Raw genomic sequence first — 11,992 nt, 5'->3', positions numbered from 1 at the left:
CTGTCCGGCTCAGTGCACGGCCAGGCTGAGGGCGTGGATGAGCACCCCGACGAGTCCACCCACGATCGTGCCGTTGATCCGGATGAACTGCAGGTCGCGGCCCACGTGCAGCTCGATGCGGCGCGCGGCCTCCTTGCCGTCCCACCGCTCGATGGTGTGGGTGATCACGGTCGTGAGCTCGGCGCCGTAGCGCTCGACGGCGAAGACCGTCAGGTCCGCCGCCATCCGGTCGAGACGCTCACGCAGCGCGGCGTCGTCGCGGAGCCGTCCGGCGAACGCGCTCAGCTCGTCGAGGAGGCGCTGCCGCACCGCACCCTGCGGGTCCTGGATCGAGCCGAGCAGCGCCGAGCGCATCGCCTTCCAGAGCGAGATCGCGGTCGTGACGACCTGCGGGTGGTCGAGCAGGCGCTCCTTGAGGCCCTCGGTGCGGCGCTGGGTCTCTGCGTCGTTGAGCAGGTCGTGGGCCAGCTGGCCGAGCATCGAGTCCAGCGCCTCGCGGGCCCGGTGGTGCGGGTCGTCGCGGATGTCCTCGAGCCACGCGAGGGCCTGCACGTGCAGCCGTGAGGTGACTGCGTCGTTGAGCTTGGGCGGGGCCCACCACGGCGCGCGCTCCTCGAGCACGCGGGTGAACGTCTCGGGGTTGTCGACCAGCCAGCTGTGCAGCTCGTCGACGGCGAGGTCGACCAGCCCGTGGTGGAGGTCGTCACGCAGCACCTCCATCAGCGTCGTGCCCAGCAGGGGCGAGATCGGCTCCTCGCGGAAGCGCGGCACCAGCGCCTGCGTCACCAGTTCGGCGACGTGGTCGTCGCGCACCTTCCCCAACGCGATGACCGCGACCTCGGCGACCTCGTCGACCACGCGGCGGGCGTGGGCCTCCTCGCCGAGCCACTCACCGACCCGGGCGGAGATGGTCGCGGCGGCGACGCGCTCGCGGATGATGTCCTCCTGCAGGAAGTTCTCCCCCACGAACTCCTCGAGGCCCTTGCCCAGCTCGTCCTTGCGCTTGGGCACCAGCGCGGTGTGGGGGATCGGCAGTCCGAGCGGGTGCTTGAAGAGCGCCGTCACCGCGAACCAGTCGGCGATCGCGCCGACCATCGACGCCTCGGCGCCCGCGTTGACGAAGCCCCAGAACCCGTCGCGGCCCAGCGTGGCGACGTACACGCAGGCGGCGAGGACGAGCAGCCCGACCGCGACCGTGCGCATCTGGCGCAAGCCGCGTCGGCGAGCCTCGTCGGCGCCCGGATCGGGGGTGATGAGGGAGACGCGGGGCTGCGGGGCAGGGGGTGCGGCGGTGGCCTGGTCGGGCATGCTGGCCATCCTCCCCGACCGTGCCAGAATGCCGCGCATGCCTCGCACCGTGATCACCTTCGGAACGTTCGACGTGTTCCATGTCGGGCACCTGCGGGTGCTGGAGCGGGCCGCGGCGCTCGGCGACCGTCTGGTCGTCGGCGTCTCCGCCGATGCGCTCAACGAGCGCAAGAAGGGCCGCGCGCCGATCTTCAGCGAGCGCGAGCGGCTCGCGATCGTCGGGGCGCTCAAGGTGGTCGACGAGGTGTTCGTCGAGGAGAGCCTCGAGCAGAAGCGCGACTACATCGTGGAGCACGGCGCGGACGTGCTCGTGATGGGAGACGACTGGGCGGGGAAGTTCGACGAGCTCTCCGACGCCTGCGAGGTCGTCTACCTCGAGCGCACGCCCGCCATCTCCACCACCGCGATCATCGAGCACATCGCCGACCTCTGAGGCGGTGCGGCGGTTAGGCTCGCCCACGAGATGACCAACACGAGGGGAAACATGCGCAGAATCGTCACGACCGCTGTGGCCATGGCACTGGTGGGTGGCGCGGCGCTGTCCGCCCCCGCCGTCGCCGCCGACAAGGACCGACCGGCCGGCAAGGCCACGACCGGTGTCCAGCAGCAGACCAAGGCGCTCGAGAAGGCTGCCGACAAGGCGCTGGAGAACGGCCTCGGCCTCGCGCCCGGCGCGGTGCCGGAGGTCTCGGACGCCACGGCTCCCGAGACCCTCGCGACCGCGCGGCGGGTGCTGTCGGGCGACGCGACGCGACGCGACCCGTCGGCCACCATCGCCCTGCGCGACCTGTTCGTGAAGCGCTCGCAGCTGCGGGGCAAGGACCTGCGCGGCGCCAACGCGCTGCTCGCGCGGCCCACCGACGGTGCCGGCGACAACCAGGGCTTCGGCTACACCGTCCCCGAGGCGGCGCCGCTGTGCAACACCCGCATGTGCCTGCACTACGTGCCGACCGGCGCCGACGCCCCCCCGTCGGTCGACTGGGCCGCACAGAACCTCGCGACCATGGACTCCGTGTGGTCGACGATCGTCGACTCCCTCGGCTACCGCGCTCCGCTGGGTGACCGTGCCGAGGGCGGCAACGCGCTCTTCGACGTCTACCTCAAGGACCTCGGCACCGGCCTCTACGGCTTCTGCGCCCCCGAACGCCGGGTCAAGAAGCGCACCGCCTCGGGCTACTGCGTGCTCGACAACGACTACGCCGCGGCGCAGTTCCCGTCCGGCACCCCCGCCGACAACCTGGCGGTCACCGCCGGCCACGAGTTCTTCCACGCCGTCCAGTTCGCCTACGACTACGCCGAGGACCCGTGGATGATGGAGTCGACGGCGACCTGGATGGAGGAGCGGATCGCCTCGCAGGTCAACGACAACCGCCAGTACTTCCCGACCAGCCAGATCTACGCGCCCTACGTGCCGCTCGACACCTTCAGCCGCACCTCGACCCACCAGTACGGCAACTGGGTGTTCTGGGAGTACCTCACCAACCGCTACGGCACCGGCCTGGTCAAGAAGGCGTGGAAGCAGGCGGGCTCTCTGAAGTCCGACGGCGGCAAGAGCTCCATCCCGGCCCTGCAGCGCATCCTGCGCGGCAAGGGCGGGCTGACCAAGGTCTACGCCACGTTCGCGGCCGGCAACCTGATCCCCGCGCTGAACTACCCCGAGGGCGCGGAGTACCCCGCCCCCAAGGTGCGCGGTGCGAAGGCGCTCCGCCGCAACAAGCGCGCGAAGCGCTTCGCCACCCGGATCAACCACCTGTCGTCGGCGTCCTACGTCTACGTCCCCGGCAAGGGTCTCGGGGCGAAGAAGTGGAAGCTCGCCGTGCGGGTCGCCGGGCCGGCGAAGCGCACCTCCCCCGCCGCCGTGGTCGTGGCCTACCTCGCCAACGGCAAGCGCAAGGTCAAGCTCGTCCGCCTCAACCGCGGCGGCGACGGCCACACCAGGGTCGCCTTCAGCAACCGGTCGGTGGCCGCGGTGTCGGTGACCCTCGTCAACGCCTCCACGCGCTACCGCTGCAACCAGCGCACGCTGCTGGCCTGCGGTGGTCGTCCGCTCGACGACCGGGCCCGCTTCGCCGTGACGGGTCGCGTCACCAAGCGCTGAGCCTCACACCCTGATCGACAGCAGGGCGTGGAGTGCTGCGACGCACTCCGCGACCAGCTCGGACACCGGGACCGGGCGTTCGCCGGTCGGCACTGCCGACCAGGTGAGCGCCCGGTCCTCGGTGTACGCCCACCACGCGCGTACGACGTCGCGCTGGCGCTCCTCGATGTCCAGCGCCTGCACCACCCGGTCGGTGCTGCCTTCGCGCACGGAGTCCATCACCTCGCTCACCCGCGGGTCGGCCACGCCGTGCCCGTGGACGAGCGCGAGGTAGAAGTCGCGGCGCCGCTCGATCTGCTCGACCATCAGACGCGTCACCTGCTCCACCTGCCCGGGTCCCGGCAGCGACTCGTCGGGGGCGGTGTTGCGCAGGATGCGCCGGCCGGCCGCGGAGATGCAGGCGAGGTAGAAGTCGGTCTTGGTCGGGAAGTAGTGGAAGAGCAGGCCGCGCGAGATGCCCGCCTCGTGCGCGATGTCGTCCATCGAGAGGTCCTGGATGGGCGTCTCGACGATCTTGGCCAGCCCGATGCCCACGAGCTGGCGGCGCCGGTCGGGCGCGCTCAGCCGTCGGCGTACGGGTGGGGCGGCAGGCGCTGCGGAACCTTCGGACACGCTGTTGAGCATTGCTCAACAGTGTGCGAAGGTCAACGTCATGGACTTCTCCCTCTCCCCCCGCGCCGCGGACCTGCGGGCCCGGGTGCACGCCTTCGTCAGTGACGAGATCGAGCCGATCGAGGCCGAGGCGCACCGGCGCATCACCCGGCTGCGCGAGTCGGGCGGCGACAGCTGGACGCCCGACCCGGTCATCGCCGAGCTCCAGGCCAAGGCCCGCGCCCAGGGCCTGTGGAACCTCTTCCTGCCGGCCGCGCACGCCGGTCGCTACGCAGCCGACTTCGGCACCGACGGCGGCGAGGGCCTCTCCAACGTCGACTACGCCGCGGTCGCGGAGGTGATGGGCCGCTCGTTCCTTGCGCCCATCGTCTTCAACTCCAACGCCCCCGACACCGGCAACATGGAGGTCCTGCTCAAGTACGGCACCGACGCCCAGCGCGAGCAGTGGCTCGAGCCGCTCCTGCGCGCGGAGATCCGCAGCGCCTTCTGCATGACAGAGCCCGAGGTGGCGTCCTCCGACGCCACCAACATGGCCGCCACCGCGACGGTCGAGGGCGACGAGGTCGTCATCAACGGCCGCAAGTGGTGGTCCACCGGCGTCGGCAACCCCGACTGCAAGGTCTTCGTCTTCATGGGGCTCTCCGACCCCGACGCCGACCGCCACTCGCGGCACACGATGGTGCTGGTCCCCCGCGACGCCACCGGCGTGAAGGTCGAGCGGATGCTCACCACGATGGGTTACTACGACGAGCCGCTCGGGCACGGCGAGGTCTCCTTCGACGACGTGCGGGTGCCGCTGGCCAACGTCCTGCTCGGCCCCGGGCGCGCCTTCGAGATCGCCCAGGGCCGTCTCGGTCCCGGCCGGGTGCACCACTGCATGCGCGCCATCGGCCTCGCCGAGCGCGCCCTCGAGCTGGCCTGCGCCCGCGCGGTGTCGCGCACCGCCTTCGGCAAGCCGATCGCCAACCTCGGTGGCAACCGCGAGCGCATCGCCGACGCCCGCATCGCGATCAACCGGTCCCGCCTGCTGGTCATGCACGCCGCGTGGCTGCTCGACCAGGGCATGAGCCGCGAGGCCTACTCCGCGGTCAGCGAGATCAAGGTCGAGGTGCCCAACATGGCGCTCGACGTCATCGACATGGCCATCCAGCTGCACGGTGGCGCGGGCATGTCCGACGACTTCCCGCTCGCCGCGGCGTGGGTCGGCGCGCGGACCCTGCGCCTGGCCGACGGGCCCGACGAGGTGCACCGCAACGTCATCGCCAAGATCGAGCTCGGGAAGCACACCTCGTGAGGCGGGTGCTGGTCACCGGCGCGGCGTCCGGTCTCGGCGCGGCGCTCGTCACTGCCTTCCGCGCCCAGGGTGACGAGGTGCTGGCGACCGATCGCGTGTCGGTGGACGGCATCGACCTCGTCCTCGACATCACCTCGGACGACGACTGGGCCGCCGCCCTCGACGCCGTACGCGCGCGCTGGGGCGGTCTGGACGTGCTCGTCAACAACGCCGGGGTCGCCGGCGGCGGGCGGGTCGACCGCTGCACGCTCGAGGAGTGGCAGTGGATCACCGACATCAACCTCTTCGGCCTGGTGCGCGGCACCCGCACGTTCACCCCGATGCTCAAGGAGCAGCGATCGGGCCACCTGGTCAACGTCGCCTCGCTCGCAGGCCTGGTGCACCCGGCCAGGATGGGCTCCTACAACGCCACCAAGGCCGCGGTGGTCGCCTTCACCGAGACCTGCGGCCACGAGCTGGCGGCGTACGGCATCCGCGCCAGCGTGGTGTGCCCGTCCTACTTCCGCACCAACCTCATGGACTCCATGCAGGGCTCCGACGAGCTCGTGGGCCGCGTGGTCGGCGGGCTGGTGGAGCGCTCGCGGGTCACCGCCGACGAGATCGCCGCGGCCGTGCTGGCCGGGATGGACGCGGGCGAGGACGTGATCGTGCCGGACGAGGCCGCGCGCCAGGCCTACTTCCTCAAGTGGGCCGACCGCCCTGCCTACGACGCCGTCATGCGCGACCAGGCGGCGAAGCTCCAGGCGGCGGACTCGTGAGCGCGGTGCCGGGCGCCCGCGAGGTGCGCGAGGAGGACGCCTTCGACGTGCCCCGCGTGGCTGCGTGGCTGCGCGAGCACGCCGCGACGCCGGAGGGCCTCGACGGCGAGCCGTCGGTCCAGCAGTTCACCGGCGGGGCCTCCAACCTGACCTACCTGCTGCGCTACCCCTCGGGCCGCGACCTCATCGTCCGCCGCGCGCCGAAGGGCACGAAGGCCAGGGGGGCGCACGACATGCACCGCGAGTACGTCATCCAGTCGGCGCTGGCGCCGGTCTTCGACTACGTCGCCCCGATGGTCGCCTTCTGCGACGACCCCGACGTGGTCGGCGGCGACTTCTACGCCATGGACCGCATCGCCGGTGTCATCCCGCGCGGCGAGTGGCCGGCCGACGTGCCGCTGTCGCCGGAGCAGGCACGGGCGCTCTGCCTCGACGCCGTCGACGTGCTCGCCGAGCTCCACGGGATCGACCCCGAGGCCGCCGGGCTGTCCGACCTCGGCAAGGGCGCTGGCTATGTCCGCCGCCAGGTCGAGGGCTGGTCGACGCGCTACCGCAACGCCCGCACCGAGGACGTGCCGGACCTCGAGCAGGTCATGGCCTGGCTCGACGCGCACCAGCCCGACGACGTGGCCACGTGCGTGATCCACAACGACTTCAAGCTCGACAACCTCGTGCTCGGCGCCGACGACGTCACGCGCGTCGTGGGGGTGCTGGACTGGGAGATGGCGACCCTCGGCGACCCGCTGATGGACCTCGCGGGCTCGATGGCCTACTGGGTCCAGGCCGACGACACCGAGGAGTTCCAGATGATGCGGCGTGTGCCCACGCACCTGCCCGGCATGCTGACCCGCGACGAGTTCGTGGCGGCGTACGCCGAGCGCACCGGGCGGTCGGTCAGCCCCGAGCAGTGGCGCTTCTACGAGGTGTTCGGGCTCTTCCGGATGGCGGTGATCGCCCAGCAGATCTACTACCGCTACTTCCACGGCCAGACGACCAACGAGATGTACGCCCTCTTCGGACCGGCCGTGCAGATCATCGGGCGCCGGCTCGACGGGCTGATCGCCCGGTGAGCCGCATTCTCCTGGTGCGGCACGGGCAGGCATCCTTCGGCGCCGACGACTACGACAACCTGTCGCCGACCGGGCACGAGCAGTCGCGCGTGCTCGGTGCCGCGCTGGCAGCACGCGGCGTGGCCGCCGACGTCGTGGTGGCCGGGGAGATGAAGCGGCACGCCCAGACCGCCGCCGACGTCCTCGAGGGTGCGGGCTGGGGCACCGGCGTGGACGTCGACGCGGGGTGGAACGAGTTCGACCACGTCCAGGTGCTCGCGGTGCACGACCAACCCACGACGGTGGAGGGCGAGTCGGAGAAGGCCGCCTTCCAGCGCTGGTTCACCGAGGCCACGCTGCGCTGGACCTCCGGCGCCCACGACGACGCCTACGACGAGTCGTTCAGTGCCTTCACCTCGCGCGTGGAGGCCGCCCTCGACCGGCTCGTCGCCGCGCTGCCCCGCAGCGGCACCGCGGTCGTGCTGACCAGCGGCGGCCCCGTCGCGTGGGCGGCCGCGTCCCTGCTGGCCGACGACGACCGCGCCCGCACCGACCTGTGGCTACGGCTCAACCCGGTGTCGGTCAACACCGGCGTCTCCACCGTCGTGTGCGGCGCGAGCGGCACCACGCTCGTGTCCTTCAACGCCCACGACCACCTCTTCGCCGACGGCTCCCCCGACCTGCTCACCTACCGCTGAACTCATCAGGAGACCCGCCATGTCGACCATCCTCATCACCGGCGCCAGCAGCGGCCTGGGCGCCGAGATGGCCCGCCAGCTCGCCGCGCTCGGCCACGACCTCGCGCTGTGCGCACGGCGTACGGACCGGCTCGACGCGCTCGCCGTCGAGATCACCACCGCACACCCGCAGTCGCGCGTGGGCATCAAGGCGCTCGACGTCACCGACCACGACTCCGTCTTCCGCGTCTTCGAGGAGTTCCGCGAGGAGCTCGGCGGCATCGACAAGGTCGTCGTCAACGCCGGCCTCGGCAAGGGCCAGCCGCTGGGCACCGGGCGCTTCGACGCCAACCGCGAGACCGCGGAGACCAACTTCATCGGCGCGCTGGCCCAGACCGAGGCTGCGGCGCAGATCTTCCGGGCGCAGAACTCCGGCCACCTGGTGATGGTCTCGAGCTTCTCCGCCCTGCGCGGCATGCCGCGCAACATCACGACGTACGCCGCCACCAAGGCCGCGGTCGCGCACCTCGCCGAGGGCTTCCGCGCCGACATGCACGGCACCCCGATCAAGGTGACGGTGCTCTACCCGGGCTACATCGTCTCGGAGATGTCCGGCACCTCGGCCAAGACTCCGCTGATGGCCTCGACCGAGAAGGGCGTGCGCGCCATGGTCGAGGCGATCGAGAAGGAGAAGAAGTCCGCCGTCGTGCCGGCCTGGCCCTGGGTGCCGCTCGGGTTCGCCATCAAGCGGGTGCCGCTGGGCGTGCTGCGGAAGATGAGCTAGGCAGGGGGAGGGTCGGGCACGTGCCCGAGGTCGGGCCAATCCGGTGTGACCTTGGCCACGAACCCTGTCGACGGGGGCCGACCGACCATCCAGGAGACCCACATGTTCGACACCAGGAAGAAGCGCTTCGCGATCGCGGGCGCGGTTGCAGCGACGGCCGTCACGGCAGCCGTGATTCCGATGGGCATGGCCGTCGCCGGCCACACCAACGACGTGCTCGAGGCGGACCTGACCGGCCGCGCCGAGGTCGGCACCAGCAACCGGCTGGCCGGGGACCCCAACGGCAGGGGCGAGGCCTACGTCTTCGGAGTCGACGGCGACCCGACCACGCTCTGCTACGTGCTGACGGTCGACAAGGTCGGCACCCCCGTGGCGGCACACATCCATGAGGGAGCCGCCGGCACGAACGGTCCGGTGGTGGTCAACCTGGCCGCACCTGCCGACGGCAACGCGGCCGACTGCCTGACCGAGGGCGAGGCGGGCAAGTTCGTCGGGGACCAGACCGTCGCGGAGATCCTGGCCGACCCGCGCAGCTACTACGTGAACGTGCACAACGTCGAGTACCCGGGCGGCGCGGTCCGCGGGCAGCTGGCGGCCGAGCGCTGAAGTCTCGGGTCCGAGCCGGGCACGTGACGTGCTCGGCTCGGACTCGTGAGGAGTCCGCGAGGCAGCAGGTGGACGCACGGCGCGCTCGGCCCCGCTGGCGAACCACGTCGAGCGCACCTCGACCACGAGGTCGAGACCGCCGGAGTCGTACGGCCCCCGCGCGCGGAAGCGGACGTCGACGCCTCCCGGGCATGTCACGACGCTGGCCGTCACACCTCCGGGATGCTGAGCTCCCGTGCTCACTTCAAGGACCTGGCTCGAGCGGGTCGATGTGACAACAAGCACCACGTTGCTCTGAGAGCATCGGCTCCATGAGGATCGGTCTGATCGGTGACCTCGAGGGCGAGGTCGAAGCAGCTGTCGACTGCCTGAGGCTGCTCGGTGAGCGCGGCGACATCGACGTGGCCTGCCAGCTGGGTGACCTTCGGTTCGGGTACGGCCCCGACCCCGAGGGATACCTCGACACCATCGAGTCGCTGTGCGCCGAGTACGGGATCGAGCTGCTGTGCATCACCGGCAACCACGAGAACTGGGACCGGCTCGACGCACTGTGGGCCGACGCGCAGTGGCAGGACGAGGACGGCACCTTGCTCCCGATCGCGGTGCGTGACCACGTCACGATGCTCCCCAGGGGGTTCCGCTGGGAGCTGGGTGGCCGTACGTTCGTCGCGCTCGGCAGTGCGCCGTCAGTGAACCGCGGTCTGCTGACCGAGGGCGTCGACTGGTGGCCGACGGAAGTGCTCCGGGAGGAGCACGTGCAGGCGACGATCGTGGGCGGTCACGCGGAGGTCATGCTCACCCACGACAGCCCGGACCAGCCCTACTGCACCGCACCCGTCGCCGACATCATGGCGACCAACCCGATGGGCTGGCCCGACGACGTGCTGGCGTACGCCGACGACGGCATCCAGAGGGTCACCCGGGCCGTGTTGGGCGTTCGGCCGAGGCTGCTTGTCCACGGGCACTTCCACGTCTCGGGCGAAGCCGAAGTGCGGTTGCCGGGAGCCGACCATGACACGACCATCTGGTCCCTGGCCGCGCGCCGCGATCCCGGCAACGTCCGGGTCCTCGACCTGGACACGCTCACCGACCCCGCGCAGAACCCGACGTCGTGATCGGCGCGACCGTGCAGTCGGCCTACGTCCGCCTGGCGTAGGTGACCTTGTTGTCGGCGTGGATGGTCATCGCGTAGCGGGAGTCGTGGGCCAGGCGGTGATGTCGCGGGCACAGGAGCCGGCCATTGGCGAGGTCGCTCAGCCCGCCCCTGGACCAGGGGTCGTCGTGGTGGGCGTGACACCCGGAGGCGCTGGTCTCGCAGCCCCTGGCGGTGCAGCCACCGTCACGCAGCCCGAGCGCGATGCGCTGGGCCTTGGTGAACAGCCGCGCCGCGCGCCCCATGTCCAGCGGCACCGACGTCGAGCCCAGCACCACCGGGACGATCCCCGCCTCGCACGCCAGCCGTCGTGCCTGGCCCGCGGACATCCGCGAGCCATCATCGATCAACGCCGTGGCGGTCTCGCCCAGCAGCTGCTCGAGCGTCATCGTCACCACCACCGTGGCGTTCACCCCCGCGGTCTGCGGGGTCGCATCCACCGGGTAGCGCTCGACGTACTCGACAAGCGCCTCCCCGAGACGACGCCGCAGCGGCTTCCACTCCCCGGACTCGTCGCGCAGCTCCTCCTCGGTGCGGCGGGCCGGGTTCGCCAGCGCCAGCAGGTGACGCTTCAACATCGCGCCCACATGAGACGGAACGACGAACCGGCCGTGGCAGCGCCCCTCCCCGTCATCGACCATGGTCAGCACCCCGGCCGCGGCGCGGTCCTCCTCGGCCCGCAGCACCGCCTCCTCGTGGGACTCCCCCACCTCGGGGGCAACCACGTCGAGGATCCGCTTGCCGATCTGCTTCAGTTCACGGGCATCGTGCTGCCCCGCGAGCCTCAGCAACGCCTCCTCGGCGTCCCCACGGACCTCAGCGTCGACATGGGAAGGGATCGCGTCGACCGCCTCCACCACCACGCGCGCCTGCTCCGAGCGCAACGCGCCCGACGCCAACGCCGTCGCGACCCACGGGTGGTCATTGAGCGCCCGTCCCAGCGCCAGGTCGCGACGCGCCTCGCGCCGCGTCGTGCGGGTCTGCACTGCCAGCCACGCCGCCGCATCACGCGAGCCATGCGCATCGGCCACGTCATCCGCCGCACCGAGCACCCGCGCGAGCAGCGCATCCAGCTGCGAACGGACCTCGGTCAGCCTCACCAGCGCCGACTGCTTCTCCCCCACCGACATGAAGGCCGGCTCCACCAACGCCACGCCCTTGAGCGCAGCACCGAGGCCCTCGGCACACTCGACGATCGGATGCACTCGGCCACCTCCTCGCACGCACTCACGGATCACCGCCCTGGATCGGGCGGAGCGGAGAGGCATGACTGGTGGCACCGTTGCCAGGTCGTCACCCGAGAGCCGCAAGGCCATCCCGCCAGCACCACGACGGGTTCTATGGATGACTGTCCCGATCCCAGGATCCCCGTCACCTCAGACGAAGGATCCGTTCCGGACCGACGTGCTCACGTCATCGTACGCCTGTTCGAATACAACAGCAACCGCATCAGATGCCGGTTACCGGAGACTCGCCCGCTTCTTGGCCGACCGGCATGCACTGGCCCAGCGTGATCGCCTTGTGCTTCGCGAACTCGGGCGAGGACCGGGCGGCCTCGGGGTAGAGCTCGGCATCGAGCGCTGCGTAGCAGCGCACTGCCTCGATGAGCTGCCCTGCCATCGTGGACCCGTCGGCGACCTCGCCCTCGTCGAG

At 71.1% G+C, this 11,992-nt stretch carries 13 protein-coding genes; 9 read left to right on the top strand and 4 right to left on the bottom strand.

What is annotated here, in order from left to right; translation table 11 throughout:
- Positions 1-9: 9 nt before the first annotated feature.
- Positions 10-1,308, bottom strand: a complete 1,299-nt coding sequence (locus CFI00_RS07385) for a DUF445 domain-containing protein (RefSeq protein ID WP_242532727.1) — start codon at positions 1,306-1,308, stop codon at positions 10-12.
- Positions 1,309-1,345: 37 nt separating this feature from the next.
- Between CFI00_RS07385 and CFI00_RS07380 the strand changes: the two genes are divergently transcribed.
- Together CFI00_RS07380 and CFI00_RS07375 are read left to right on the top strand one after the other, a co-directional pair.
- On the top strand, positions 1,346-1,741 hold the full coding sequence (locus CFI00_RS07380; protein ID WP_207084559.1) for an adenylyltransferase/cytidyltransferase family protein: 396 nt from the start codon (positions 1,346-1,348) through the stop codon (positions 1,739-1,741).
- Between the two features lie 51 nt (positions 1,742-1,792).
- A complete protein-coding gene (locus tag CFI00_RS07375; protein ID WP_207084558.1) occupies positions 1,793-3,406 on the top strand; it encodes an MXAN_6640 family putative metalloprotease in 1,614 nt (537 codons plus the stop codon).
- 3 nt (positions 3,407-3,409) lie between these two features.
- On the opposite strand, the gene CFI00_RS07370 is transcribed toward CFI00_RS07375, so the two are convergent.
- Positions 3,410-4,018 carry a TetR/AcrR family transcriptional regulator gene (locus tag CFI00_RS07370; protein WP_242532726.1) on the bottom strand — a complete coding sequence of 203 codons (609 nt, stop codon included), beginning with the start codon at positions 4,016-4,018 and terminating at the stop codon, positions 3,410-3,412.
- Between the two features lie 40 nt (positions 4,019-4,058).
- Here CFI00_RS07370 and CFI00_RS07365 point away from each other — a divergent pair, with 40 nt between their 5' ends.
- The 7 genes from CFI00_RS07365 (at position 4,059) to CFI00_RS07335 (ending at position 10,301) form a co-directional block, all read left to right on the top strand.
- The gene (locus CFI00_RS07365; protein ID WP_207084556.1) at positions 4,059-5,312 is read left to right on the top strand and encodes an acyl-CoA dehydrogenase family protein; all 1,254 of its coding nucleotides are present in this window, start codon (positions 4,059-4,061) and stop codon (positions 5,310-5,312) included.
- Positions 5,309-6,070 carry an SDR family NAD(P)-dependent oxidoreductase gene (locus CFI00_RS07360; RefSeq protein ID WP_207084555.1) on the top strand — a complete coding sequence of 254 codons (762 nt, stop codon included), beginning with the start codon at positions 5,309-5,311 and terminating at the stop codon, positions 6,068-6,070. Before CFI00_RS07365 ends, CFI00_RS07360 begins: the two co-directional genes overlap by 4 nt.
- Entirely contained in the window at positions 6,067-7,140 is a 1,074-nt protein-coding gene (locus CFI00_RS07355; RefSeq protein WP_207084554.1) for a phosphotransferase family protein, read from the top strand. The genes CFI00_RS07360 and CFI00_RS07355 overlap by 4 nt, the downstream gene beginning before the upstream one ends.
- A complete protein-coding gene (locus tag CFI00_RS07350; protein ID WP_207084553.1) occupies positions 7,137-7,817 on the top strand; it encodes a histidine phosphatase family protein in 681 nt (226 codons plus the stop codon). Before CFI00_RS07355 ends, CFI00_RS07350 begins: the two co-directional genes overlap by 4 nt.
- A 19-nt stretch (positions 7,818-7,836) precedes the next feature.
- Positions 7,837-8,580, top strand: coding sequence for an SDR family oxidoreductase (locus CFI00_RS07345; protein WP_207084552.1), 744 nt, complete (start codon positions 7,837-7,839; stop codon positions 8,578-8,580).
- Positions 8,581-8,682: 102 nt separating this feature from the next.
- Positions 8,683-9,186, top strand: a complete 504-nt coding sequence (locus CFI00_RS07340; RefSeq protein WP_207084551.1) for a CHRD domain-containing protein — start codon at positions 8,683-8,685, stop codon at positions 9,184-9,186.
- 311 nt (positions 9,187-9,497) lie between these two features.
- On the top strand, positions 9,498-10,301 hold the full coding sequence (locus tag CFI00_RS07335) for a metallophosphoesterase (RefSeq protein WP_207084550.1): 804 nt from the start codon (positions 9,498-9,500) through the stop codon (positions 10,299-10,301).
- A gap of 22 nt (positions 10,302-10,323) precedes the next feature.
- Here the strand turns inward: CFI00_RS07335 and CFI00_RS07330 are convergent, their stop codons facing one another.
- Both CFI00_RS07330 and CFI00_RS07325 read right to left on the bottom strand, forming a co-directional pair.
- Entirely contained in the window at positions 10,324-11,544 is a 1,221-nt protein-coding gene (locus CFI00_RS07330) for an HNH endonuclease signature motif containing protein (RefSeq protein ID WP_207084549.1), read from the bottom strand.
- A 244-nt stretch (positions 11,545-11,788) separates the two neighbouring features.
- Positions 11,789-11,959, bottom strand: coding sequence for a hypothetical protein (locus CFI00_RS07325; RefSeq protein ID WP_207084548.1), 171 nt, complete (start codon positions 11,957-11,959; stop codon positions 11,789-11,791).
- Positions 11,960-11,992: the final 33 nt, after the last annotated feature.

The sequence above is a fragment of the Nocardioides sp. S5 genome (assembly GCF_017310035.1).
Classification (GTDB): Bacteria; Actinomycetota; Actinomycetes; order Propionibacteriales; family Nocardioidaceae; genus Nocardioides.
This window is presented reverse-complemented; position numbering and strand designations above follow the sequence as displayed.

Bases quoted from the DNA above. Each gene is read 5' to 3' on its own strand.
- CFI00_RS07385 (WP_242532727.1), bottom strand. From the start codon at position 1,308: ATGCCCGACCAGGCCACCGCCGCACCCCCTGCCCCGCAGCCCCGCGTC.
- CFI00_RS07380 (WP_207084559.1), top strand. From the start codon at position 1,346: ATGCCTCGCACCGTGATCACCTTCGGAACGTTCGACGTGTTCCATGTC.
- CFI00_RS07375 (WP_207084558.1), top strand. From the start codon at position 1,793: ATGCGCAGAATCGTCACGACCGCTGTGGCCATGGCACTGGTGGGTGGC.
- CFI00_RS07365 (WP_207084556.1), top strand. From the start codon at position 4,059: ATGGACTTCTCCCTCTCCCCCCGCGCCGCGGACCTGCGGGCCCGGGTG.
- CFI00_RS07345 (WP_207084552.1), top strand. From the start codon at position 7,837: ATGTCGACCATCCTCATCACCGGCGCCAGCAGCGGCCTGGGCGCCGAG.
- CFI00_RS07340 (WP_207084551.1), top strand. From the start codon at position 8,683: ATGTTCGACACCAGGAAGAAGCGCTTCGCGATCGCGGGCGCGGTTGCA.
- CFI00_RS07335 (WP_207084550.1), top strand. From the start codon at position 9,498: ATGAGGATCGGTCTGATCGGTGACCTCGAGGGCGAGGTCGAAGCAGCT.
- CFI00_RS07325 (WP_207084548.1), bottom strand. From the start codon at position 11,959: ATGGCAGGGCAGCTCATCGAGGCAGTGCGCTGCTACGCAGCGCTCGAT.